Raw genomic sequence first — 23,400 nt, 5'->3', positions numbered from 1 at the left:
GGGGGGGGGGGGGGGGGCGCGGGGGGGGGGGGGGCCGGGGGCCGCCCGGGGGGGGGGGCGGGGGGGGGGGGGGGGGGCCCCGCGCCGCCCCCCCGGCCGCGCCCCGCCGGGCGGTGCCGGTGGGGCCGAGCCGCCCCCGACGGTGGCGCTCAGCCCACCTCGCCGATCCGGCGGTCGCGGCCCGCGCCCATGCCCAGCAGCGCCAGGCCGGCGCAGACGGCGAGCAGCAGGACCAGCGGGACGGTCCAGCCGCCGGTGCTCTGGTGGACGGCGCCCAGGGCCAGCGGGCCGACCGCGGCGAGGAGGTAGCCGCCGGTCTGGGACATGCCGGAGAGCCGGGCGGCGGTGTGTGCGTCACCGGACCGCAGCACCATCATCGTCAGGGCCAGACCGAGCGCACCGCCCTGGCCGACGCCGAGGATCGCCGCCCACAGCCAGGCGCCGGCCACGGGCGCGATCAGCAGCCCGATGACACCGCAGGCCATCAGGACGGAGACCGCCACGCCCAGCAGCCGCTGGCGCCGCATCCGGCCCGCGAGCGTCGGGACCACGAACGAGCCGGCCATCTGCAGCAGCGTGCTGAAGGCGAAGACCAGCCCCGCCTCGCTCTTGCCCATGCCGTGGTCGGTGAAGATCGTCGGCATCCAGGCGATGACCACGTAGGCGATCAGCGACTGCGAGCCCATGAAGAGCGTCACCTGCCAGGCGAGCGGCGAGCGGGTCAGCTTGGGGCCGTCCCCGGTGGTGTGGACGGATGTCGCCGCGGCCTGGCCGTGGTGCGTGCCCCGGCGGGCCAGGACGGCCTGCGGGAGCCAGACCAGGGCGGCGACGGCGGCGAGGAGGGCCCAGGAGACGAGGGACCCCCGCCAGCTGCCGAGCGCGTTCTCCAGGGGGACCGCGGAGGCGGCCGAGACGGTCGCGCCCAGGATCATCGCGGTCGAGTAGAGCGCCGTCATGCCCGCCGCGCGATCGGGGAAGTCCCGCTTGATCAGGCCCGGCATCAGCACATTGAGCAGGGCTATCGACGCACCCACCACCGCGCCGCCGACGAACAGCGCGGCGACCGGCGGCGCGACCCGCAGCACGATGCCGCCGCACAGCGCGATCAGTGCCCCGCACAGCGCCGTCTCGGTGCCCCAACGGCGCGCCAGCCGCGGCGCGATCACCGAGCCCAGGCCCATGAAGACGAGCGGGATGGTGGTCACCAGGCTGCTGGTCGCGGCGGCCAGATGGAAGTGCTGCGCCATCTCGTTGAGCAGCGGCGAGACCCCGGCGAGGGCCGCGCGCATGTTCACCGCGGCGAGGACGATGCCGGCGAGGAGGAGGGCGGGGTGGGCCCGCAGCCGGCGCCGGGCCGCGGCCACCGGTGGGGCCGGGAGAAGGTCTTCCTCGGCGTCGATGAGGTCGACCGGGGCGGTCGAGTCGGTCCCTGACATGCGTGCGTACCTGGCCAATCGTGCCCCCCGTAGGGGGAAGGGGAGGGCGGACAAGGGGAGTTGAGGACAGGAGGGGAGACGGAGAGGGAGACAGGGGGAGGAGAAGGAGAAGGGGCCGCCGAGCGGTCAGTCGCCGGCGAGGAGGGCCTCCACGGCCCGTTTGGGCTTCTCCAGGAGGGCGCGGGTGGCGCGTTCGGCGGCGTCCGGGTCGCCGTGGGCGATCGCGTCCAGGACGGCGCGGTGGTCGCCGTGCACGATCTTCGGAATCGCCTGGTCGTCGAGTGCGGTGACCAGCGCCTCCCGTACGGAGCTGCTGAACCAGCCGTAGGTCGCCGTCAGCGCGGTGTTGTGCGCGGCCTCGACGACGGCCTTGTGGAAGGCGATGTCGTGGTCGGCGTAGAGCTCCAGGCTGCCGGAGCGCGGGTGGCCCTCAGTGCTCTCCAGCTCGATCTGGGCGTCCAGGGCGGCCCGCATCCGCGCCAGGTCGGCGGGTTCGTGGCGGAGCGCGGCCAGCCGGGCGGCCTCCGCCTCCAGGGCGATGCGCAGTTCCAGGACGTCGCGGATGCCGGCCCGTTGGACGCCGCGCATGACCTCGGCCGGGTCCGCGGTGGAGACGACGAAGGTGCCTTCGCCCTGGCGCGAGCGCAGCATCCCGGCGTGGACGAGGACGCGCACCGCCTCGCGGACGGTGTTGCGGCTGACCTGGAGCTGTTCGGCGAGGGCGTGCTCGGTGGGGATGCGGGTGCCGACCTGCCATTCACCGGCGGCCAGTTGGGAGCGGAGGGCCTCGACGACGGTGTCGACGAGGGACTGCCGTCCTGCTGCCTTGAGTGCCATTGCTCCGCTTCCGTACCGCGCCCGTTCCCGCGCCCGTGCGGCTGCGCGGTGTGCGGCGCACGGGTGCCAGTTGCCCAGTCATCCTACAACTGATCGTTGCAATGGCCAGCTAAATGGTCCGGGGAGGGGCGGGAACGGCGAGGCCCCCGGTGGGGAGCCCTGTGCGGGCGCCTCCACCGGGGGCGGTCCGGACCCGGGCCCCCTGGGAGCGGTACCCGGACCCTGCTTCCGGAGCCCGGCCGGAGCGGGCCCGGCGGTCACCGTTCACCGTGACCGGAGCCCGGCCCGGGCGGGCCAGGCGGTCACCACGACCGGATCCCGATCGGACTCGACCGGACCCCAACCGACCCCGACCGACCCCAACCGACCCCAACCGACCCCGACCGACCCCGACCGACCCCGACCAGGCCCGACCGGCCCCCGGCCACGCTCGACCGGACCCCGACCAGGCCCGACCTGCCCCGATCAGAGCCCGACGTCGCGCCCCTGGATGTCCGCCAGGGATTCCCGCCGGACCAGGAGCCGGGACCGGCCCGAGGCCACCGCGACGACCGGCGGCCGGCCGACGAGGTTGTAACCGGACGCCATGGACAGGTGGTACGCGCCGGCCACGGGGACCCCGAGCAGGTCACCGGGGCGGACGTCGCCGGGCAACTGGACGTCGGAGGCGAGGACGTCGCCCGCCTCGCAGTGCCGGCCCACGACGGTGACCGGTTCGGCCGCGGCGGCCGAGTGGCGCCCGACCAGCCGGGGCGCGTAGCGCACCCCGTACAGCGCGGGCCGCGGGTTGTCGCTCATCCCGCCGTCCACCGCGACGAAGGTGTGGGCACCGGTGCGCTTGACCGAGAGCACCCGGTAGAGGACGACGCCCGCGGGGCCGACGATGGCACGGCCCGGTTCCACGGCCAGCCGCGGCACCGGGAGGCCGGCCGCCGCGCAGCCGCCGGCCAGTTCGGCGCGGACCTTGGCGGCCAGGCAGGCGACGTCGAGCGCGGGCTCGCCCGGGCGGTACGCGACGCCGTGGCCGCCACCCAGGTCCAGCTCGGGGAGGATGACACCGTGCTGCTCATGGACGCGGGCCAGCAGGCCCACCAGCCGCCGCACGGCCGAGAGGTAGGGCTTGACGGCGGTGATCTGGGAGCCCAAGTGGCAGTGCAGGCCGACGAGTTCCAGCCGGGGCTGGCCCAGGACGCGGGTGATGGCGTGCTGCGCCGAACCGTCGGCGAGGGACAGCCCGAACTTCTGGTCGTCGGTGCCGGTGCGGATCTTGGCGTGGCCGCCGGCGGCGATCCCCGGGACGACCCGGATCAGCACCTTCTGCCGGCTGCCCACCGGGACCGCGGCGGCCAGCCGCGCGATCTCGGAGGTGCTGTCGATGACGATCCGGCCGACGCCGAGCCGTAACGCCGCCTGGAGGTCGGCCGGGCTCTTGGCGTTGCCGTGCAGCACGATGCGCTCCGGCGGGAAGCCGGTGGCGACGGCGAGTTCCAGTTCGCCGGCGGAGCAGACGTCCAGGCCCAGGCCCTCCTCCGCGACCCAGTGCGCCATGGCGCGGCACAGGAACGCCTTGGCCGCGTAGTAGACGTCGGTGTCGGGGAAGGCGTGCAGGTAGGCGCGGCAGCGGCGGCGCACCTCGTCCTCGTCCAGGACGTAGGCGGGGGTGCCGAACTGCTCGGCGAGTTCGGTCAGCGGGACGCCGCCGAGGGCGAGGTCGTCGTCGGCCAGCGGCCGGGTGGAGGCGGGCCAGATGTCGAGCGCGTCCGCCTCCGCGTCCGGGGAAGGGGACGGGCCGGGGCCCGTCGTGCGGAGTGCGGGCGGTGCCGGGGTGCGGGTGGTCCGGGGCAGGGTGGTGTGGCTCATGGTGGACGCCCCTTCCTCAGACGGCCCGTAGGCGACTGCTACGGGGAATACGGGGACCGGGGGCGAAGCGTGGTTCGCGCAGCACGTCAGTGGTGAGGCGCGGCTCGCGGGGAGTGTCGGGGGTCAGGCGCGGGTCGCGGGCGACGTCGGGGAAGGACCGGCCGCCGGGCGTGAGGCCAGGGGTGAGGCGGGGGCCGCGGGGGGCGCCCGGGGCGGTGCCCGGGTCGACGGTCACGGTGGTCACGCCGACCGGCTCGGCCAGTGCGCGCAGCGCGGGCTCGGCGAGCCGCACCCAGGGCTGGCCGCCGCCGAGCACCGCGGCCAGCCGCTGCGGTGAGGTGAAGCCGACGGCCGTGCGGCCGCCGAGCGGGGTGCGGAACAGGCGGGCGGTACAGCCCGCGGGTCCCGGCCGGACGGGGACGAAGAGAGGCCCGGCCGGGACACGATCAGCAGGCTCGGGGTCTTCCGTGTGGTGATGGTGGGACACGGCGTTGCTCCTCGACGGGACGGCGGCCCCGGACCGGTCGGACTGCGCGTGCGCCGGGGCTCGGCACTGACGCTATGCCCGCTGCGGGGGGCGTCCGGCCGCCCCATGACGCTTCGTTGACGGTTTGCGGACCGGACTTGACGCGATGCTGCCACCGCCGGCCGGAGAACGTCCGCCAAGCGTCGCGTTCCGGTCACGGAGCGGTGCCGACGGGGGTGCGGACCCGCCGTCCCGCCCGCCGGGCCCGGCCGCGCTGTCGGCCCACGGCCGGGGTCCGCCCTCTCCGGAGTGCCCGGATGCCGGGGAGAGACGAGCGCCGGGATTCAGGAGCCGGCCGTCCCGGCCTGCGGCAGGAGGCCGGAACCGTCTTCCGGCGGCCGGTTTCCGGCGGTCGGGGTCCCGCCCGTCAGCCATGCGTTCACCGTCTCGGCGAACTCCACCGCCGCCGGGCCGAGCGCCGCCCACTGCCGTACCGCCCATCCGGTCGTCAGCGGCGGCAGCGCCGGGATCGGCACCAGGCGCAGGCCGGGGTGGCCGGTGGTGGCCCGGTGGCCGGGGAGGCGGGGGACGACGGCGGGGCCGACGCCGAGTTCGGCCAGGAGCAGCGCGGTGTCCCAGTCGGCGACGCTGGTGGTGCTGGGTCCCGGCACCGGTTCCCCGGGGGCCGGGGCGCCGTCCCGGTGGCCGAGGTGCCCGTCGAGCCGCATACGGGAGGTGGAGTTCTCCGGCAGCCGGATGAGGCGGAGGCCGGCGAGTTCGTCCGGTTCGATGCGGTCGCGGTCGGCGAGCGGATCGTCGGCGCGCACCGCGAGCACCCACGGCAGGCCGATCACCGGGTGCTGCTCGATGCCCCGGACGGGCGGGCCGATGGTGATCCAGGCGAGTTCGAAGTGGCCGTCGGCGACCGCCTCGAAGCAGCGGCTGCTGGAACTCTCGGTGTGGAACTCCAAGTTGACGCGCGGATGCCGGTCCCGGAAGGCCACCACCGCATCGGACATGAAGTGCCGGACGGTGGTGGCGCCGGTGGTGACCCGGACCGTTCCGCCGTCGCCCCGCCGCATGTCGGCCAGCCGGCGCAGCGCCTGGTCCAGTGCGCCCAGCCCGTCGGTGGCGGCGCGGTGCAGGATGCGGCCCGCGGCGGTCGGCGCCACACCGCGCGGCCGGCGCTCCAACAGGCCGATGCCCGCCTCCCGTTCGAGGCGTTTGACGCGCTGGCTGACGGCGGACTGGGTGCAGCCGAGGTCGCGGGCGACGGCGCTGAGGCTGCCCGCCTCGCAGACGGCCACGAAGGCACGCAGATCGTCGAGGGTCACCCGGCCACGCTAGGCGTTGGCGTCAACCCAAGCCAGAGCTAAGGAGTTTGGAAGGAAACCCGAGGATTGACTTGGGGTTGGCGCCCCGGGACGATCGTCGCAGGGCCCAGGGCGGCAACCCGGAACCGTGGACGGCCGTACGGTTCCGGGTGCCGACCCGCCCGTACGGCCGTCCGACGGGGTCATGCTTTGGCCGGTTCCTCCGCCCGCGGCCGGGTCTCACCGTGCCCCGGCGCACCGCCGTCCCCGGTGGCGTCCGCGGACGACCGCGCGCCTGTGGGCGCGCCGGATGCCCGCCCGTCACCGGTGTCCGGTGTGCGCCGGACCACCGCGAGGACCAGCAGGCCGGTGGCCACCGCCACCAGTCCGGAGATCAGCGTGATCTCCCGCAGCCCGGAGAGGTAGCCGGCGGTGAGCGCGGCCCGGCCGCCCGTGGGGGCCCCGGCGTCGCTCAGCGCGGTGCCGAAGACGGTCCCCAGGACCGCGATGCCGAAGGCGAACCCCAGCTGCCGGAAGGTGTTCACCGCTCCGCTCGCCATCCCGGCCCGCTGCGGCGGGGCCGCGCCGAGCGCCGCCGACACCAGCACCGGCATCGCCGCCCCGACGCCGAGGCCGCTCACCGCCAGACCGGGCACCAGCGTGGGCCAGCCGGCCCCGGAGCCGAGCAGGGCGGCGTGCAGCAGCCCGCCCGCGCCGATCAGCAGCACGCCGACGCCGAGCGGGAGCTGGGGCGCCAGCCGCTGGAGGAAACGGCCGCCCAGCGCGCCGACCAGCAGGGACATCAGCGCCATCGGGGTCACCGCCAGGCCCGCCCCGATCGGGCTGAGGCCGAGCACGTTCTGCGCCCACAGCCCCACGAACGTCAGGTAGGGGAAGGCCGCCGCCTGCATCAGCAGCGCCGCCACCATGAGCACCGCGAACGACGGGCGGCGCAGCAGCTTCAGGTCCAGCAGCGGGCGGTCGGTCCGCTGCTCCGCCGCCACGAACACCAGCAGCGCCAGGGCGGCGACCGCCAGCGCGGCCAGCGTCCCGGTCTCCGTCCAGCCGTGCTCGCCGCCGCGGATCAGGCCGTACGTCAGCGCGCCGGCGCACAGTGTGAAGGAGGCGGCGCCCGGCCAGTCGATCCGTGCGCCCCGCTCGCCGTAGGACTCGTCCAGGTGCCGCCGGGTGAGCCAGACGGCGACGGCGGTCAGCGGCAGGTTGACCAGGAAGATCGCCCGCCAGTCGGTCCACTCGGTGAGCATCCCGCCCAGGACGGGACCGGCGGCGGCCGCCGCCCCGCTGGTGCCGCCCCAGACGCCGAACGCCACACCGCGGTCCCGGCCCTGGTAGGCGGTCATCAGCAGCGGGGTGTTGGTGGCGAACATCGCCGCCGCGCCGATGCCCTGCACGATCCGGGCCGCGACCAGCAGGTTCGCGTCGGGCGCCAGTCCGCAGGCCAGCGAGGCGACCGCGAAGAGCACCAGCCCGCCGACGTAGAGGCGGCGGCGCCCGAAGAGGTCGGCCGCCGAGCCCGCCACCATCAGCAGCGCGGCCAGCGCCAGCGCGTAGGCGTCCAGCACCCACTGCAGGGCGGTGAAGGAGGCGCCCAGTCCGTCGGCGATCCGGGGCAGCGCGGTGTTCACGATCGTCACATCGACGAGCAGCATGAAGTTGCCGAGGGTGATGGCCACCAGGGGCCACCACTTGCCGCGCCCCCCGGGGGCCCGGCCGTCGCCGCCCCCTCCGGGCCCGCTCCCGGGTGCGTTCCGCATGATCTTTCCTCCGTTGGGTCAGGCATGGAGAAGGCCGGGCGGGTGCCCGGCCGAGGCTCCACTCTCCGTCGGGCCCCGCCCGTTTCCCCAGCCACGGTTCGCCCGGCGGCGCAATTCGACACGGGTTAGCCTCCAACGGTGAAAACCGACGGATCCTCCGCCCGGACCGCCCCCTTCGACGCGCTCGACCGCCGGCTCATCCAGGCCCTCCAGATCGACGGCCGGGCCCCGTTCAGCCGGATCGCCGCGGTCCTGGGCGTCTCCGACCAGACGATCGCCCGGCGCTACACCCGGCACCGCGGCTCCGGCGGGCTCCGGGTGCTGGGGCTGGCCGAGCCGCGGGCGCTGGGCGAGGTGGAGTGGATGGTGCGGGTGCAGTGCGCGCCGGACGCCGCGCTGCCGATCGCCGAGGCGCTGGCCCGCCGCCCGGACACCTCCTGGGTCAGCCTGATGTCCGGCGGCACCGAGATCGCCGCGGTCTGCCGGGTGTCCGGCAGCGAGCACGGCGACGCGCTGCTGCTCCAGAAGCTGCCGCGCACCCCGAGCGTGGTCGGGGTGACCGCGCACTGCCTGCTGCACGTGTTCTACGGCGGACGGCAGAGCATGATCAGCAAGTCCGGCGTGCTGACCGAGGAGGAGGCCGCCCGGCTGAGCCCGCCCCCGCCCGGGGCGCCCTCCGGGCCGGTGGCGCTCGACGACGCCGACCGCCGGCTGTTCGAGGCGCTCGGCCGGGACGGCCGCGCCCCGCTCGGCGAACTGGCCGCGGCCACCGGCTGGTCGCCCACCACGGTCCGCCGCCGGTTGGAGTCCCTGCGCGCGGACGGCGTCCTGTACTACGACGTCGATTACGCTGCGGACCAGTACGGGTACGGAGTGATGGTCGCCCTGTGGCTGTCGGTCGCGCCCGCCGAACTCGCCGCCACCGGCGAGGCGTTGGCGGCGCACCCGGAGGTCGCGTTCGCCGGTGCCACCACGGGTCCGCACAACCTCTTCGCGTCCGTCCTGTGCCGGGACACCGGCGCGCTCTACACCTATCTGACGACCCGGGTCGCGGGCCTTCCGGGCGTGCGGACCATGGAGAGCGCGCCCCGCATCCGGCACATCAAGGGGCCGGGCCCCTACCTCGCCCCCCTCGCCACGAGGAGCCGCCGATGACGCCACCGCCGCCCCGCGCCCTGGCGGGCCGGGCGACGAGCCGGGTGTGGGACTGGGTGCGGTCGGCGCCCGGGACCCACATCTGGCTGCTGATCATCGGGATCACCAGCCTGGTGATCGCCTCGGCCTCCGAGGGCCTGGAGCAGTTCCTCCTCCACCGCACCAGCAGCAACATCCACGAGCTGAACGAACATCCGGTGCCGTCGCTGCTGATCAGCGGGTTCTGGATCGAGCAGCCGGGGTCGTTCCTGCTGTACGCGGTGATGTTCGAGCTGGTGCACGCCAACGTCGAGCGCTGGATGGGGAGTCGGCGCTGGCTGCTGACCGTGGGCGCGGCGCATATCGCGGCCACCCTGGCCAGTCAGGAGCTGGTGCTGCTGGCCATCGAGGGCCACCGGCTGCCGCGCTCGATGACCCACGTCGTGGACATCGGCGTCTCCTACGGGCTGGCCGCCGCGGCCGGGGTGCTGACGTACCGGCTGCCGTCGCCCTGGCGCTACGGCTATCTCGTCGGGGTGCTGGCCTTCTTCGGGGTGCCGCTGGTGACCGGGGCGACCTTCACCGACTTCGGGCACGCCATCGCGCTGACCATGGGCTTCGCGTGCCGGCCGCTGACCCCGGCGGCGCGCGTCCGGCCGCCGGACGCGGACGGGGGCGCCGCGGACGCAGCCGAGGGCGCGGGAGCGGGCTGCGGTGCGCGGACGCGGCCGCCGCCCGAGGGCCGTCAGGAGTAGAGCCGCTCAAGGACCACGGCGACGCCGTCGTCCTCGTTGGAGGCGGTGATCTCGTCGGCGACGGCCTTGAGTTCGTCGTGGGCGCCGGCCATCGCCACGCCGTGCGCGGCCCAGGCGAACATTGGGACGTCGTTGGGCATGTCGCCGAAGGCCACGGTCTCCTTGGCGGTGACGCCCAGGCGGCGGGCGGCCAGCGAGAGGCCGGTGGCCTTGGACAGGCCCAGCGGCAGCAGTTCGACGATCCCGGGCCCGGCGACCGTGACGCCGACCAGGTCGCCGGCGAGCTGCCGGGCGGCCCGGGCCAGCGCGTCGTCGTCCAGCGTCGGGTGCTGGACGTAGACCTTGTTGAGCGGGGCGGTCCACAGCTCGCCCGGGTCGTCGACCAGGACGTTGGGCAGCGGGCCCTCCTGGACCTGGTAGCCGGCGGTGACCAGCACCTCGCCGGCCAGGCCGTCCCGGCTCGCGGCCAGGTGGAGCGGGCCGACCTCGGCCTCGATCTTGGCCAGCGCGAGGCCGGCCAGCCGGCGGTCGAGGGTCACCGACGTCAGCAGCCGCTGCTCGCCGGCGTGGTAGACCTGCGCGCCCTGCCCGCACACCGCCAGGCCCCGGTAGTCCAGGGCGTCGAGGATGTGCCGGGTCCAGGGCACCGCCCGGCCGGTGACGACGATATGCGCCGCGCCCGCCGCGGTGGCCGCGGCGAGCGCTTCACGGGTGCGCTCGGAGACGGACTCGTCGTGACGCAGCAGCGTCCCGTCGAGGTCCGTCGCGATGAGCTTGAACGGCAGCGGCGACCCCGCCGGGGCTGAGGCGCTCACTTGGCGACGGGCTCCAGCACCTCGCGGCCGCCCAGGTAGGGGCGGAGCACCTCGGGGACGCGGACCGAACCGTCCGGCTGCTGGTGGTTCTCGAAGATCGCCACGATGGTCCGGGGGACGGCGCAGAGCGTGCCGTTGAGCGTCGCCAGCGGGCGGACCTTCGACTTGCCGTCGACGGTCTCCCGCATCCGGACCGAGAGGCGGCGGGCCTGGAACTCGTTGCAGTTGGACGCCGAGGTCAGCTCGCGGTACTTGCCCTGGGTCGGGATCCACGCCTCGCAGTCGAACTTGCGGGAGGCGGAGGCGCCCAGGTCGCCGGTGGCGACGTCGATCACCTGGAACGGCAGCTCAAGGCCCGTCAGCCACTGCTTCTCCCACTCCAGCAGCCGCTGGTGCTCGGCCTCGGCGTCCTCCGGGGCGACGTAGGAGAACATCTCCACCTTGTCGAACTGGTGGACCCGGAAGATGCCGCGGGTGTCCTTGCCGTAGGTGCCGGCCTCGCGGCGGAAGCACGGCGAGAACCCGGCGTAGCGCAGCGGCAGTTGCTCCGCGTCGACGATCTCGTCCATGTGGTACGCGGCGAGCGGGACCTCGGAGGTGCCGACGAGATAGAAGTCGTCGCGCTCCAGGTGGTAGACGTTCTCGGCGGCCTGGCCGAGGAAGCCGGTGCCCTCCATGGCGCGCGGGCGCACCAGGGCGGGGGTCAGCATCGGGGTGAAGCCGGCCGCGGTGGCCTGCGCGATGGCGGCGTTGACCAGCGCGAGCTCCAGCAGGGCGCCGATGCCGGTGAGGTAGTAGAAGCGCGAGCCGGAGACCTTGGCGCCGCGCTCGACGTCGATGGCGCCGAGCAGTTCGCCGATCTCCAGGTGGTCCTTGGGCGTGAAGCCCTCGGCGGCGAAGTCGCGGTGGGTGCCGTGCGTCTCCAGGACCGTGAAGTCCTCCTCGCCGCCCACGGGGACGTCGGGGTGGACGATGTTGCCCAGCTTCCGCAGCAGGGTCTGGGTCTCTTCCTTGGCCTCGTCCTGCGCGGCGTCGGCGGCCTTGACGGCGGCGGCCAGTTCGCCGGCCTTCTTCAGCAGCTCGGCCTTCTCGTCGGCGGCGGCCTTGGGGATGAGCTTGCCCAGCGCCTTCTGCTCGGCGCGCAGCTCATCGAAGCGGACGCCGGACGACCTGCGGCGCTCGTCGGCGGAGAGCAGCGCGTCGACGAGGTCGACGTCCTCTCCACGGGCGCGCTGGGAGGCGCGCACACGGTCGGGGTCCTCACGAAGCAGGCGAAGGTCAATCACCCCACCAGGCTACCGGGGTCGTGGGCGGCCCTCGACGCGATATTCGGCAAGGCGGCGATTTGCCCGTTTTGGGGTTATTTATTCCATGGCGGGGAATCGGGTTCCGGGGCGTTCGCGGGCGGCCGTCGTAACGCTTCGTGAGGTCATGCGGAATTCCCGGTTCGCGCCACGAAAAGGGCATTCACGGCAGGGATTCCCGTCGGACCGGCGGCCCGCCCCCGGGGTTGTACCCAGGTTTTCCCCCGGGTTGTCCACAGAGGGTGGGTGGCGAGGGATTTTTATCCACAGGCTGTGGGTGGGATCTGTGGAAGCCGGAATTGATCATTCTGCACCCGAAATGCTCGGCTATGGATTCCTCGACCACACCACGTTCACGCACTCTTTCGTGTGGGATTACCTCGCCCTAAAGGATTGAACCCGGGAATTGTGCTGACGCGGACGCCAGTGATCCACTCTGGGTGACTGTGGACGGATGTGGGATCACTAGGGGCATATGTCGACTGTGTCCGACTCTTATGTCGACTTACCCACAGGTCGAGAAGCGGGCCTGTGGATAACTTTGTGGACAACCCACAGGGGCGGCCTGGCGAAGCCTCCGGAACGGCGCCGCGGGCCCCATCCGGGGCGCGGATCACAGTCCGTAACCGGGCGGCGGCGGACCGGCTCAGCCGCGTCCGTCCAGGCAGCGCGCCAGCCAGTCCGACGCCTCGGTGAACGCCGCGTCGGTCATCTGCGGCCGGACGCCCGCGCTCACCTCGTCCGCCCGGGGGTACGAGCCGAGGAACCGCACCTCGCGGCAGACCCGCTTCAGGCCCATCAGCACCTCGCCCACCCGGCGGTCGGTGACATGCCCCTCGCAGTCCACCGAGAAGCAGTAGCGGCCGATGCCCTCACCGGTCGGCCGGGACTCGATCCGCATCATGCTGACCCCGCGGACCGCGTACTCCTGGAGCAGTTCCAGCAGCGCACCGGGGTGGTCCTCGGCCAGCCACAGCACCACCGAGGTCTTGTCCGCCCCGGTGGGCGCGGCGGGCCGGGCCGGGCGGCCGACCAAGACGAAGCGGGTGGCGGCGTTCTGCGCGTCGTGGATGTCGGTGACCAGCGGCGTCAGGCCGTATGTCGCGGCCGCGAACTCGCCGGCGAACGCACCGTCGTAGCGGCCCTCCTGCACCAGCCGCGCACCGTCGGCGTTGGAGGCCGCCGACTCCCAGACCGCATCGGGGAGTTGGGCCGCCAGCCACTTGCGGACCTGGGGCTGGGCGACCGGGTGGCCGGTCACCGTCTTCACGTCGGCCAGCGTCGTCCCCGGGCGCACCAGGAGCGCGAAGGTGATCGGCAGCAGCACCTCGCGGTAGATCATCAGCGGTTCGCCGGCGGCCAGTTCGTCGAGGGTGGTGGTCACCCCGCCCTCGACGGAGTTCTCGATCGGCACCAGCGCGGCGGCGGCGTCACCGGCCCGCACCGCGTCCAGCGCGGCCGGGACCGACACCATCGGCACCAGCTCCCGGGGCGCCGCCTCGGGGAGGGTGCGCAGTGCCGCCTCGGTGAAGGTGCCCGCGGGACCGAGATAGGTATAACGACTGGCCGACATGCCGTGGACTCCCTCACGTGCCTGCGGGAGCGCCCCGCCGTCTTCCGCCCTGCCCTTGTCACGATACCGAGCGCGCCGGGGGCGGGGGGACACGTCCCACGAAGCGGTCCCCGGCCCCCGGCCCCGCCGGTCGCCCGGTGGTCAGCCCTCCAGCAGCGGCTGGGCCACGTAGTCGCCGTCCGACGGCGCCGGCGGCACCGCGTACAGGCCGCTGGCCTCGTGCCGCAGGAACGGCGAGAGCGCGTCGCCGCGGTCCAGCTTCCGCTGGATCTGGGTGAAGGCGCGCAGCGGGTCGGCCTGCCAGCAGACGAAGAGCAGCCCGGCGTCCGGGGCGCCGTCGTCGCGGAACCCGTCGTGGAAGGAGAACGGGCGGCGCAGCAGCGCGGCGCCCTGGTTGGCCTCGGGGGCGGCGATCCGGGCGTGCGCGTTGGCGGGGATCACCGGGAGGCCGTCGGGGCCGTTGGCGTCCAGCCTCATCGGGGTGGTCTCGGTGCCGCCGGTCAGCGGGGCGCCGTTGTCCTTGCGCCGGCCTATGACCCGCTCCTGCTCGGTGCGGGGGTGCTGCTCCCAGTCGTCCAGCAGCATCCGGATCCGGCGCACCACCGCGTACGAGCCGCCGCGCATCCACTCCTGCCGGGTGTCCGCGCCGACGAAGATCCGCCGGTCGAAGTCCGCGTCGGACGGCTTGGGGTTGTTGGTGCCGTCGACCTGCCCCATGAGGTTGCGGGCGGTCATCGGGTGCGCGGTGGCGCCCGGGGTGCGGTTGAAGCCGTTCATCTGCCACCGCAGACGGGCGCCGTCCGCCGCCTCCTTCTGGAGCGCGCGCAGCGCGTGGAAGGCGACCAGCGCGTCGTCGGCGCCGATCTGGATCCACAGGTCGCCGTCGGAGCGCTTGGGGTCGAGGGCGTCGGCGGAGAAGTCCGGCAGCGGGTCGAGCTGGACCGGGCGGTGCCCGGCCAGGCCGGTCCGGTCGAAGAAGCTGTGGCCCAGGCCGAAGGTGACGGTCAGCGAGGACGGGCCGGCGTCCAGCGCCACCCCGGTGTCGGCGTCCGGGGCGCGCCCGGCCATGAGCGCTTGCGCCGTCCGCGTCCAGCGGCGCAGCAGCGCGGCGGCCTCCTTGCGGCCGGCGCCCGGCGCCAGGTCGAAGGCGACGAGATGGCCGCTGGCCTGGAGCGGAGTGGTGATGCCCGCCTGGTGCTTGGCGCCCGACGTGCGGAACGGGACCTCGGTCGCCCCGATCGCGGCCAGCGGCTGCGGGACGTCGCCCGGCACGGCCGCGGCCCCGAGGGCGCCGCCGGCCCCGCCGAGGACCAGCCCGGTCGCGCCGGCCGCGCCGACGGTCCCCAGGAGGCGGCGGCGGGACAGCTCCAGGGTGGTGCCGTCCGCGGCCGACGGCCCGCCGGGGGCGCGGGTGCCGTCGTCCTGCGTGGTGTCCGTCTGCTTGCTCATCAGTTGATTGTCACGTTCCTGGTCTCGGTCACCTGGTCGATGTCGGAGGTCCGGACGAGCAGCGAGAGCTGCCACCGCCCGGGGACCGGGAGTTGGACGCCGCCGGCGGTCCAGTGGCCGGTCCCGCTGTGCCGGAGCGCGACCGGCAGCGGCCCCAGCTTCTTGGCGTCGAGGGTGAAGGCGACCTTCACCTCGGGGACGTCCCGGACCTTCCCCGACGGGTCGGCGATCCGTACCCGCAGCTCGTTGCCGCCGCCGCTGCGCCCGGGGTCGAGGTCGATGCGGGCGGTGCCCTTGCCGCCGGCGCCGCCGGTGTCGAACGGGACGGTCAGCACCCGCGGTTGGTTGGCGTCGGGGGACTGCCCGGCCGACGCGGCCTTGACGGCCTCCTCGGTGCGGGCCGGTTCGGTGGTGGTCAGCGCGGTGGTCACGCCGAGCAGCACCACCGCGATGGTGGCCTCGGCCAGGACGGAGCGCCGCAGTCCGTGCCGCACCGGGTCGGCGTCCCGGACCCGCTTCTTCCGGGCGGTGGCCAACGCGGCCTGCTGGCGGGCCAGTTGGGCGGCCCGCACCGGGTCGGCACCGCCGTCCCCGTCCTCGGGAGCGGCCGGCACGGCGACGGGTTCGGGCGCCGGATCCGGGACCTCGGCCTCCGCGGGCTCCGCCGCCTCCCCGGCGTCGGCCAGCCGCCCCGTCCACCGCCGGGACACCCCGGCGACGGCCACCGTGGCCACGACCAGCCCCACCTTGACCAGCAGCAGCTGCCCGTAGGAGGTGTCCAGCAGCGCGCGCCAGGAGCCGACCTGCCGCCAGGACTGGTACGTGCCGGTGGCGACCAGCACCAGGACGGAGCCGAAGGCGATCCGGGAGAACCGGCGGACGGCGGTCCGCTCGACGGCCGGGCCCCAGTAGAGGGACACCAGCAGCGCCGCCAGCCCCCCGAGCCAGGCGGCGACCGCGAGCAGGTGCAGCACGTCGACGGGCATCGCCACGGCGGGCTGGAGCCCGGTCGAGGCGTGCTCGGCGATCGCCCAGGTGGTGGCCAGTCCGGCGGCGACCGCGGTCCCGCCCAGGCCCAGCCCCCAGACGAGGCGGGTGCGCCGCCTCGCGCTCTCGGTGCCCTCGGCGTCCGGCTCGTGGACCCGCGCGTACGCCCCGAAGAGCACCGCCACGAACAGCGCCGCCGCGCCGAGCAGCAGCAGCCGGGAGAGCAGCGCGGCGCCCGGCTTGGTCAGCAGCGCCTGCTGGAGGCCGTCGAGGTCGAGCACGTCGGCGAGCTTCCCGGACTCGGTGTACGGGGCGCGCAGCAGCAGCATCGCCACGGTGGCGCCGGTCAGCAGCGCCCAGCCGCGGACCACCAGCCGCTGCACCGACCGGATCCGGGCGGCGGCCGGCCGGCAGGCCAGCACGAACGCCGCGCCGCCGGCCAGCAGCACGAAACCGGCGTAGGCGAGATACCGCGCGACCTGGTAGAGCGCGCCCACCGGGCCGCCGCCGGCCTCCTGTTGGGGAACGGCGGCGGCGGTCTTGGACGGCGCCCCGACGGAGAAGGTGAAGGCGCCGGACACCGGGTGGCTGTCCGCCGAGATCGCCTGCCAGGCGACGGTGTACGTCCCCTTGGGGAGCCCCGGCGGCAGCCCCGCCCCGTATTTGACGACGCTGCCGCTGCACAGGTCGCGCAGCTTGCCGCGGTCCACCCGCCGGCCCTGCGGGTCCAGGACGCGCAGCGAGTCGTCACCCATCGCCACGCCCTCGGAGAAGGTGAGCGCGACCTGTTCGGGGGCGTGCGCCACCACCGATCCCGGCGCGGGGTCGCTGCCGGTCAGCGCGGCGTGCGCGCCGGCCGGTGCGATGCCCGCGATCAGCGCGCTGCACAGCACCGCCACGACGACCAGTAGGCGCCGTGCCCGGAAGCCGGTGAGGGCCATGGTGCGCGCTCCCCTTCCCGTTGGCATGAGATGTCCGTCTCCTTCACTGGGCCGTCGCCCGGCCCGCGGCGTTACGGCGACCGCGGGGGTGCGGCCGTCACTTCCCCGGTCGGTAGTCGGCGGGCTTCACCGGCACCTCGACCTTGACCGGGGAAGCGGTGGCGAAGTGCAGTTCGACGGTGACCTTCTGGCCCGCGGTGGGCTTGTGCGTCAGGCCCATGAACATCACGTGGTCGCCGCCGGAGCTGAGCTTGAGTTCCCCGTTGGCGGGCACCGGCAGGGAGTCGACCCGCTCCATCTTGTTGCCGTCGGTGGTGTGGAGGGTGATGTCCTTGGCCAGGTCGCTGGTGACCGAGGTCAGCTTGTCGGCGGCGGCGCCGTCGTTCTTGACCACGAAGTAGGCACCGGCCATCTGGTCGGTGACCGGCTGCGGCATGTACGCGCCGCTGACCGAGAGTTGGGGCTTGCCGTCCCCGCCGCCGCAGCCCGTGAGGGCCAGACCGGCGGTGAGGGCGAGCGCGGAGCCGATGGCTATCCGGCGGCTGAGGGGGGTGGTGCGGCTGTTCACGGGTTCTGTCCCTTGACGATCTTCGGAAGTGCGGTGGTGTAGTTGTCGGCGGTGGCCTCCTGCATGCCCATCCAGTGGACCTTGTCGTCCTTGGGGGAGCTGAGCAGGACCTGGGCGCCATGAGTGGAGACCACGTCGCCGTTCTTCTTCTTGACCGGCGCCTCGATGCCGATGTTCACGCTGCGGGCGGCCTGCTGGATCGTCTTGAACGGGCCGGTGAGCCCGACGAAGTCCTTGTTGATGCCGCCGAGCCACTTCTTGAGCTGGGGCGGGGTGTCGCGCTCCGGGTCGGAGGTCACGAAGACCACCCGCAGGTCGTTGCGCTCGGCCTGCGGCAGCTGCTTCACGGCCACCGCGATGTTGGCCATCGTCGTCGGGCAGACGTCCGGGCAGTTGGTGTAGCCGAAGTAGATCAGGGTCGGATGGCCCTTGGTCTTCTCCAGCAGGTCGTAGGGCTTGCCGTCGGAGTCGGTGAGGGTGAGGTCCGGCTTCTCCATCGGGTTGTCGAGGGTGACGATCGGCTGGGCCGCCGTCCCTCCGGAGACCTCGGCGACGGGCTTGCCGTCGCCGTCGCCGCTGCCGCAGGCGGTCAGGGTGAGGCCGAGGGCGGCGGCCGCCCCCAGGGCGGACATCAGCAGTTTTCTTCTACGCATGACGGATATTTCCCGTTGTTTCCGTGGCTCGGGGCCGGTTCGTGTCAAGGGTTCTCTCGTATCAGGGTGTTCGTGCCGAAGGGTGCCGGACCGGCGCGGGGGGTGCGCCGGTCCGGCCGCTTCCCGCGGCGGGGGCGGCTGTCAGGCGTTGCGGCGCCGGCCGGCGAGGACGCCGAAGGCGACGCCGACGAGGCCCACGACGATCCCGCCGACGGCCAGCACCCGCGCCGTGGTGTCGCTGGTGGGCGCCGCGGCGGCCGCCTTGGTGTCGTTCTTGCCGTCGGGGGCGCCCTGGGCGTCGGCCGCGGTGAGCTTGAGCACCGGCGCCGGGTTCTCCGGCTCCGGGCCGCCGTCCTTGGTCGGCTCGATCCAGCGCACGACCTCCTTGTCGGAGTACGTCTGGAGCGCCTTGAAGACGAGCTGGTCGGCGTCGCTGGGGAGTTGGCCGACGGAGAGCGGGAACTGCTGGAACTGGCCGGGCTCGATGCCCTTGCCGTCCGCGGTCCAGGTGATCTTCGAGGGCGCCTCGTTGATCTTCTCGCCCTCCATCTCGACGGGCTTGGCGAGCTTGGACTTGGTGACCTCCACCGTCCAGCCCGGCACCGGCTGCGGCATCACGGACGCCAGCGGGTGGTCGGTCGGCAGGGCGACCTCGACCTTCACGGTCGAGGCGTCGTCGCGCTCGTTGGGCACCTTGATGCCGACGGTGGCGAAGCCGCCCTTGGGGGCGGTGCCGGGCTGGACGGTGACGTGCGCGAACGCCGGACCGGCCAGCAGCAGCACGCTGCCGGCCGCGATCCCGCCGGCGACGGGGAGCCGGCGGGCCAGCCGCCGCGCCGAGGATGCCGAGGGCGCCGACGCGCCACCCGAAAACGCTGACATACCGGACTTCTTGGTCATGGTGAAACGCTCCACGAGGGACTCCTCGAAGGGAAGGGAAGGAGACGGAGAGGACGGGGCGAGGGCCGGCCGCCGTGCGCGCGCTGCCGCCGCGCGCATCCGCCGATCCCCGGTCGGTCCTCCGGGAGCGTGCTGCGCGTGACGTCAGGCCGCGAGGGCCAGGCGAGCGGCCACCGGCGGCCCGCGCCGTACGACGCTGTGCTGCAGCGCCGGATCCCGCGGAGCGGGTGCCTGTGCGTACCCCGAGCGGGCGCGCCGCCCCTGCTCCTGCGCCGTACCGAGGGCCGCGAGCAGCGCCCGGACCAGCGCCAGTGAGCGGCGCACCACGCCGACCAGGGCCCGCGCCGCGACCTCGTGCGCCGCCGGCGCGGACAGCCGCACCAGCCGCCACAGCGCGGCCTCGCCCCGCCGCAGCAGCCAGCCGAGGCCGAGCGCGGCGAGCAGATGCCCGAGCAGCATGGGGAACGACGGCGCCAGGCAGTGCGCCATCACGGGGAGGTCGGCACCGCTCATCGCATGCCCGCCGGCCTCGGCCAGCCCGGCGTTCCTGGCGAGCTCCAGCCCGCCGGGGCCGAGCAGTTGCCGCGCCGCGCCGCCGTCCAGAGGGACGCCGTCCAGCCCGCACGTCAGATGCCGGGCCAGCGCCACCGCCGCCTGGTCGGAGAGCGCCGACGTCCGCCCGGACGGCGCCGGCATCGGGTGCTGCCCCAGCGCGAACAGCGCGTGCAGCGCCAGTTGCCCGGCCGTCAGCCCGGCCGCGATCCCCGGCAGCGAGCGCTCCCGGCCGGCCAGCGGCGCCGCGACCGCGAACACCGCGACCGCGGCGAGCCCCAGCGTCCACAGCGGCACCGCGGCCAACGAAGCGGCCATGTGCCCGGCCGCGGACAGCGTCACACAGACCGCGGTGAACACCGCGGCCCGCAGCAGCCGCAGATCGGCGGCCGCGCGCGCTGTGGGGGCGGAGGGGGCATTCATGGCGGCGCCATCATCCCACTGCCCCGGTGTGCCGCCTACGGCAGGGTTTCTCCCGCATCCGGCGTGTCCGGTTCACGGGGGCGCCCGGCAGGGGCGTCCGGGGTCCCGAAGCGGGCGCGCGGTGGCGCGCACCCGGCACCCCGCCTACACCCGTGCGCTCACTTCCCGCATCCGCCGAATGAGCGGTATCACGTTCCCCAGAGGCTTACGGACCTTGCGGTCCGGCAATAGGTATCGGTATGTCGAGCCGTGGCCAGGAGGCAGGAGCGATGAGCATCTGGTGGTCCCTCCATCTGCGGCGAGAGGCCGCGAGTGTGCCGCTCGCCCGCCGTCTGCTGCTGGGCGCGATGGAGACCGCCGGCGTCGATCCGGACATCTGCTACGACCTCGCGGTCGCCCTCTCCGAAGCCTGCGCCAACGCCGTCGAGCACGGCGGCGACGCCACCGACGACTACCGCGTCACCGCCTACATCGACGGCGAGACCTGCCGCATCGAGGTCACCGACTCCGGCCCCGGCTTCCGCCGCACCGCCCCACCGCATACCGCCGCGGACCGCGCGCTGCCGGCGCCGGCCTCCGTTCCCACCCCCGTGCAGGCCCCCGGATACGCCGAGGACGGCCGGGGGCTCTTTTTGATCGAGGCGCTCACCGACCACGTCCAGTACCGCAACCGCACCGGCAGACACGGCGCCGTGGTCAGCTTCGACAAGATCCTCAAGTGGCGCGAGGGCGCGCCGCTGCCGCTGGCGTCGTAGCCGGTCAGCCGACCGACGAGCCGGCCAACCGGCCGTTTCGCGGCACCGGAGCGGGGAGCGCGCGAAAAGGCCGCGCCGCTCGACGCGGTGTGCGTGAGCGGCGCGGCCTCGAAGCCGGTCGTCCTTCGTCAGTGGTGGCGGCTGAAGACCAGCACGAGCGTGGTGACCACCACGGCCAGGAGGATGACCGCGAAGGTGATCTTCCAGGGGCTGTAGGGGCGGTCGCCGGACACCTCGCCGGTCTCGGCGTTGACCATCACCTGCCACTGCTTGCCGTTGTAGACGTACGAGGCGAACCACACCGGGAGCAGCAGGAGCTTGTACGTCACCGAGTCGTAGTTGGTGTCGACCGCGTGCACCCGCTGCCGGTCGCCGCCGATGTCCTTCCGGACGTCGGCACGGATGACCTCTGCCATCTTCTTCTGGGCGGTCTGGAAGCCCGCCTCCGGCTCGATCTCGTAGCGCAGGGTCCGGAAGCCCGCCAGGTACGCCTCCTGGTACGCCACCGCGTCCTTCAGCGGCCAGGGCTCCAGGGCCTTGATGTGCTCGGGCGGAATGTTCCCGACACCGGGGACGAGGACGTCGTCGAAGAACCGCTGGACCGAGCCGTTGACGTGGTACCAGCGGACCCTGGTCTCCTTGTCGTCGCCGGACCCGACGGTGTACTCCTCACCGCGCTCGCCCCTGTAGGAGGAGGCGGTCGCGGCGTCGTACGTCCAGTGCGGGACGTAGGTGCCGTGCAGGGTCTCGGCCGAGCTGACCTTCTTGAGGTTGTTCGGCGCGAACCAGCGGGACCGGGCCCAGGCGCGCAGGTTGTCGTGCACCTGCCGCTTGTCCACCCGGAACGGCACCAGGCCCTCGGGCACGATCCGGTCGGCGGCGGCCGAGGCGACCAGGGGCGTGGCGCAGAACTGGCAGTGGCCGGAGAGGGCGGTGGTCTCGTTGACCGCACCGCAGCCGGGGCACTTCAGGACCTGCCCACCGGGCGCCATCGGCTTGGCCGGCAGGTTCGCCAGCTCCTCCCAGGCGTGCTCCCGCACCTCGCGGTCGACGGGCGTGATGGGCTGCTCGAAGCGGCACTTGGGGCAGCGCAGGACGTTGGTGCCCGGGGCGTACTCGGTGGTGGAGCCGCAGCTCGGGCACGCATAGGACTGCGGGTGCTGCTCCTCGGGCTGCTGTTGCTGGGGCGGCACCGGCGGCTGCTGCTGTTGCGGGTACGGCTGCGGCTGCTGGGGCGGCTGCTGCTGGTAGGGCTGCGGCGGCGCCTGCTGGGGGTAGGGCTGGGGCTGCTGCTGTTGCGGGTAGGGCTGCTGCTGCGGGTACGGCTGCTGTGGCGCCTGCTGCGGGTAGGGCTGCTGCGGCTGCTGCTGGTACGGCGGTTGGGGTTGGTAGGGCTGCTGCGGCTGGTACGGCTGGTAGCTCATCGGGTCACGCCTCCTGGCGGTGGGTTACGCCTGCGGCGGCAGCGGCGGCGGCGTGGCACGGAAGTGCTGAGCGAGCTCCGGCACGTTCTCCACCGGCTGCCATGCCGCCATGCCCTCGCGCCAGGCGAGCATGCCGGGCCGTACCGCTCCCGAGCCGATGTGCCCGGTGAACGTCGCGTGGTCGTAGGGGCCCTGCTGCTGGCCGTCCACGGCCACGAACCACTGGTACTGCTGCTGACCGGGCAGCGGCGGCGGAACGGCCGCGCCGCCGCCGGCCGGCGCGAACGGCTGCTGCGGCTGCTGGTTCTGCTGGGGCGCGAACGCCTGAGCCAGCTGCTGCCCGGCGGCCATGCCGAGCCCCAGGCCCACGCCCTCCCCCGCGCCGCCGGGGTTGTTCGCCGCGTCCCGGACCGCGTCCGCCGCCTGGAGGCGCGCGTAGTTGTCGACGTTCCCGATGATGCCCATGCGGCTGCGGGCGTCGATGGCCTGCTCGACCTCGGGCGGCAGCGAGATGTTCTCGATGATGAACTTCGGGATCGCCAGGCCGTGCGAGGTGGCCAGTTCGTCGGTGAGTGCCTTGGCCAGCCGGTCGCCGAGCTCGGCCTGGCGCGCGGCGAGGTCGAGCATGGGGATGCCCGAGGTGGCCAGCAGCGAGCCGAGCCGCCCCACGATCAGCTGCCGCAGGTACTCCTCGACCTCTTCGGTGCGGAACTGCGGGTCGGTACCGGCGAGTTCGGTGATCAGCCTGGCCGGGTCGGAGACCCGGGCCGCGTAGCCGCCGAACGCCCGCAGCCGCACCATGCCGAACTCGGGGTCCCGGACCGTGACCGGGTTCTGCGTGCCCCACTTCAGGTCGGTGAACTGACGGGTGGTGACGAAGTAGACCTCTGCCTTGAACGGCGAGTGGAAGCCGTACTTCCAGCCCTGGAGGGTCGCCAGGATCGGCAGGTTGCCCGTCTGGAGCTCGTACATGCCCGGCGCGAACACGTCCGCGATCCGGCCCTGGTTGACGAAGACGGCGGCCTGCGACTCGCGCACGATGAGCTTGGCGCCCATCTTGATCTCGTTCTCGTAGCGCGGGAAGCGCCAGACGATCGTGTCCCGACTGTCGTCGGTCCACTCGATGATGTCGATGAATTCGCCGCGTACGCGGTCCATGAAGCCCACGACAGGTCCCCCCAGTTCGCTCCGGTTGCCGGCCGGGCCCGTGCCGGCGGCGACGGAGTTCGTCCGCTCAGATGTCTCGCTCATAGTAGAAGCCGGGCCGGGGGCTGTGGGGCGGCGGCTCCCGTTGTTCCCCCGCGCCCGTCCACCGCCGCCCGCCCCGATGGTCCTTGTTGCGGCGCGGGCGCATCGGATACGTTCCCGTATCGGTTGTTACGGACATGGACGCGACAAGGCTCGCCGGCCAGGGGCGCCGGCGGCCGCCGCGGAACCGTAGAGGAGCTCCACCATGAGCGAGCACGGCGAGCGAATCATC

General features: G+C 73.9%; 20 protein-coding genes. 3 read left to right on the top strand and 17 right to left on the bottom strand.

Annotation, left to right across the window (positions count from 1 at the left end; genetic code table 11):
• Positions 1 to 149 precede the first annotated feature (149 nt).
• The 6 genes from ACIQE0_RS09185 to ACIQE0_RS09160 form a co-directional block, all read right to left on the bottom strand.
• Entirely contained in the window at positions 150 to 1,436 is a 1,287-nt protein-coding gene (locus ACIQE0_RS09185) for a CynX/NimT family MFS transporter (protein ID WP_402330144.1), read from the bottom strand.
• A 126-nt stretch (positions 1,437 to 1,562) separates the two neighbouring features.
• Positions 1,563 to 2,273 (bottom strand): FadR/GntR family transcriptional regulator, encoded by a 711-nt coding sequence (locus tag ACIQE0_RS09180; protein ID WP_402330142.1) that lies wholly within the window; start codon positions 2,271 to 2,273, stop codon positions 1,563 to 1,565.
• Between the two features lie 465 nt (positions 2,274 to 2,738).
• Positions 2,739 to 4,133, bottom strand: coding sequence for a diaminopimelate decarboxylase (gene lysA, locus ACIQE0_RS09175; RefSeq protein ID WP_402330140.1), 1,395 nt, complete (start codon positions 4,131 to 4,133; stop codon positions 2,739 to 2,741).
• 16 nt (positions 4,134 to 4,149) lie between these two features.
• A complete protein-coding gene (locus ACIQE0_RS09170) occupies positions 4,150 to 4,620 on the bottom strand; it encodes an SAV_915 family protein (RefSeq protein WP_402330138.1) in 471 nt (156 codons plus the stop codon).
• Between the two features lie 323 nt (positions 4,621 to 4,943).
• Positions 4,944 to 5,933 (bottom strand): LysR family transcriptional regulator, encoded by a 990-nt coding sequence (locus ACIQE0_RS09165; protein WP_402330136.1) that lies wholly within the window; start codon positions 5,931 to 5,933, stop codon positions 4,944 to 4,946.
• Positions 5,934 to 6,115: 182 nt separating this feature from the next.
• Positions 6,116 to 7,687, bottom strand: a complete 1,572-nt coding sequence (locus ACIQE0_RS09160) for an MFS transporter (RefSeq protein WP_402330135.1) — start codon at positions 7,685 to 7,687, stop codon at positions 6,116 to 6,118.
• 138 nt (positions 7,688 to 7,825) lie between these two features.
• Between ACIQE0_RS09160 and ACIQE0_RS09155 the strand changes: the two genes are divergently transcribed.
• Positions 7,826 to 8,842 (top strand): Lrp/AsnC family transcriptional regulator, encoded by a 1,017-nt coding sequence (locus ACIQE0_RS09155; RefSeq protein WP_366335001.1) that lies wholly within the window; start codon positions 7,826 to 7,828, stop codon positions 8,840 to 8,842.
• Positions 8,839 to 9,576 carry a rhomboid-like protein gene (locus tag ACIQE0_RS09150; protein WP_402330133.1) on the top strand — a complete coding sequence of 246 codons (738 nt, stop codon included), beginning with the start codon at positions 8,839 to 8,841 and terminating at the stop codon, positions 9,574 to 9,576. Before ACIQE0_RS09155 ends, ACIQE0_RS09150 begins: the two co-directional genes overlap by 4 nt.
• On the opposite strand, the gene ACIQE0_RS09145 is transcribed toward ACIQE0_RS09150, so the two are convergent.
• From ACIQE0_RS09145 to ACIQE0_RS09105, 9 genes are all read right to left on the bottom strand, one after another.
• Positions 9,567 to 10,391, bottom strand: a complete 825-nt coding sequence (locus ACIQE0_RS09145; protein WP_402330131.1) for an HAD family hydrolase — start codon at positions 10,389 to 10,391, stop codon at positions 9,567 to 9,569. The two genes, ACIQE0_RS09150 and ACIQE0_RS09145, sit on opposite strands and share 10 nt — an antisense overlap.
• Positions 10,388 to 11,677 carry a serine--tRNA ligase gene (gene serS, locus ACIQE0_RS09140; RefSeq protein WP_366335006.1) on the bottom strand — a complete coding sequence of 430 codons (1,290 nt, stop codon included), beginning with the start codon at positions 11,675 to 11,677 and terminating at the stop codon, positions 10,388 to 10,390. Before serS ends, ACIQE0_RS09145 begins: the two co-directional genes overlap by 4 nt.
• A 664-nt stretch (positions 11,678 to 12,341) precedes the next feature.
• On the bottom strand, positions 12,342 to 13,268 hold the full coding sequence (gene pheA, locus ACIQE0_RS09135) for a prephenate dehydratase (RefSeq protein WP_402330129.1): 927 nt from the start codon (positions 13,266 to 13,268) through the stop codon (positions 12,342 to 12,344).
• A 141-nt stretch (positions 13,269 to 13,409) separates the two neighbouring features.
• Positions 13,410 to 14,717 (bottom strand): iron uptake transporter deferrochelatase/peroxidase subunit, encoded by a 1,308-nt coding sequence (gene efeB / locus ACIQE0_RS09130; protein ID WP_402330127.1) that lies wholly within the window; start codon positions 14,715 to 14,717, stop codon positions 13,410 to 13,412.
• Positions 14,717 to 16,645: a copper resistance protein CopC gene (locus tag ACIQE0_RS09125; protein ID WP_402330329.1), complete on the bottom strand. Its 1,929-nt coding sequence runs from the start codon at positions 16,643 to 16,645 to the stop codon at positions 14,717 to 14,719. Before ACIQE0_RS09125 ends, efeB begins: the two co-directional genes overlap by 1 nt.
• 97 nt (positions 16,646 to 16,742) lie before the next feature.
• Positions 16,743 to 17,213: a copper chaperone PCu(A)C gene (locus ACIQE0_RS09120; protein ID WP_366335012.1), complete on the bottom strand. Its 471-nt coding sequence runs from the start codon at positions 17,211 to 17,213 to the stop codon at positions 16,743 to 16,745.
• Positions 17,210 to 17,866 carry an SCO family protein gene (locus tag ACIQE0_RS09115; protein ID WP_402330125.1) on the bottom strand — a complete coding sequence of 219 codons (657 nt, stop codon included), beginning with the start codon at positions 17,864 to 17,866 and terminating at the stop codon, positions 17,210 to 17,212. The genes ACIQE0_RS09120 and ACIQE0_RS09115 overlap by 4 nt, the downstream gene beginning before the upstream one ends.
• Positions 17,867 to 18,007: 141 nt before the next feature.
• Positions 18,008 to 18,766 carry a YcnI family protein gene (locus tag ACIQE0_RS09110; protein ID WP_402330327.1) on the bottom strand — a complete coding sequence of 253 codons (759 nt, stop codon included), beginning with the start codon at positions 18,764 to 18,766 and terminating at the stop codon, positions 18,008 to 18,010.
• A gap of 144 nt (positions 18,767 to 18,910) precedes the next feature.
• Entirely contained in the window at positions 18,911 to 19,741 is an 831-nt protein-coding gene (locus ACIQE0_RS09105; protein WP_366335016.1) for a hypothetical protein, read from the bottom strand.
• A gap of 269 nt (positions 19,742 to 20,010) precedes the next feature.
• Here ACIQE0_RS09105 and ACIQE0_RS09100 point away from each other — a divergent pair, with 269 nt between their 5' ends.
• Positions 20,011 to 20,496, top strand: coding sequence for an ATP-binding protein (locus ACIQE0_RS09100; RefSeq protein WP_366335018.1), 486 nt, complete (start codon positions 20,011 to 20,013; stop codon positions 20,494 to 20,496).
• A 128-nt stretch (positions 20,497 to 20,624) separates the two neighbouring features.
• Here ACIQE0_RS09100 and ACIQE0_RS09095 read toward each other — a convergent pair whose 3' ends face one another.
• Positions 20,625 to 21,920, bottom strand: coding sequence for a hypothetical protein (locus ACIQE0_RS09095; RefSeq protein WP_402330122.1), 1,296 nt, complete (start codon positions 21,918 to 21,920; stop codon positions 20,625 to 20,627).
• Positions 21,921 to 21,944: 24 nt separating this feature from the next.
• Positions 21,945 to 23,171, bottom strand: coding sequence for an SPFH domain-containing protein (locus ACIQE0_RS09090; RefSeq protein ID WP_402330120.1), 1,227 nt, complete (start codon positions 23,169 to 23,171; stop codon positions 21,945 to 21,947).
• Between the last annotated feature and the right edge of the window lie 229 nt (positions 23,172 to 23,400).

The sequence above is a fragment of the Streptomyces sp. NPDC093097 genome, from assembly GCF_044754325.1.
Taxonomy (GTDB): Bacteria; Actinomycetota; Actinomycetes; order Streptomycetales; family Streptomycetaceae; genus Streptomyces.
Note: the sequence above shows the minus strand (reverse complement) of the source record. Positions and strands in the feature narration are given on the sequence as shown.

What these genes read in the sequence shown, in the direction of transcription:
- ACIQE0_RS09160 (WP_402330135.1), bottom strand. Translation starts at nt 7,687, where the DNA reads ATGCGGAACGCACCCGGGAGCGGGCCCGGAGGGGGCGGCGACGGCCGG.
- ACIQE0_RS09100 (WP_366335018.1), top strand. Translation starts at nt 20,011, where the DNA reads ATGAGCATCTGGTGGTCCCTCCATCTGCGGCGAGAGGCCGCGAGTGTG.
- ACIQE0_RS09115 (WP_402330125.1), bottom strand. Translation starts at nt 17,866, where the DNA reads ATGCGTAGAAGAAAACTGCTGATGTCCGCCCTGGGGGCGGCCGCCGCC.
- ACIQE0_RS09150 (WP_402330133.1), top strand. Translation starts at nt 8,839, where the DNA reads ATGACGCCACCGCCGCCCCGCGCCCTGGCGGGCCGGGCGACGAGCCGG.
- ACIQE0_RS09125 (WP_402330329.1), bottom strand. Translation starts at nt 16,645, where the DNA reads ATGGCCCTCACCGGCTTCCGGGCACGGCGCCTACTGGTCGTCGTGGCG.
- pheA (WP_402330129.1), bottom strand. Translation starts at nt 13,268, where the DNA reads ATGTCGGCCAGTCGTTATACCTATCTCGGTCCCGCGGGCACCTTCACC.
- ACIQE0_RS09105 (WP_366335016.1), bottom strand. Translation starts at nt 19,741, where the DNA reads ATGAATGCCCCCTCCGCCCCCACAGCGCGCGCGGCCGCCGATCTGCGG.
- ACIQE0_RS09110 (WP_402330327.1), bottom strand. Translation starts at nt 18,766, where the DNA reads ATGACCAAGAAGTCCGGTATGTCAGCGTTTTCGGGTGGCGCGTCGGCG.
- ACIQE0_RS09185 (WP_402330144.1), bottom strand. Translation starts at nt 1,436, where the DNA reads ATGTCAGGGACCGACTCGACCGCCCCGGTCGACCTCATCGACGCCGAG.
- ACIQE0_RS09180 (WP_402330142.1), bottom strand. Translation starts at nt 2,273, where the DNA reads ATGGCACTCAAGGCAGCAGGACGGCAGTCCCTCGTCGACACCGTCGTC.
- ACIQE0_RS09095 (WP_402330122.1), bottom strand. Translation starts at nt 21,920, where the DNA reads ATGAGCTACCAGCCGTACCAGCCGCAGCAGCCCTACCAACCCCAACCG.
- efeB (WP_402330127.1), bottom strand. Translation starts at nt 14,717, where the DNA reads ATGAGCAAGCAGACGGACACCACGCAGGACGACGGCACCCGCGCCCCC.
- lysA (WP_402330140.1), bottom strand. Translation starts at nt 4,133, where the DNA reads ATGAGCCACACCACCCTGCCCCGGACCACCCGCACCCCGGCACCGCCC.
- ACIQE0_RS09090 (WP_402330120.1), bottom strand. Translation starts at nt 23,171, where the DNA reads ATGAGCGAGACATCTGAGCGGACGAACTCCGTCGCCGCCGGCACGGGC.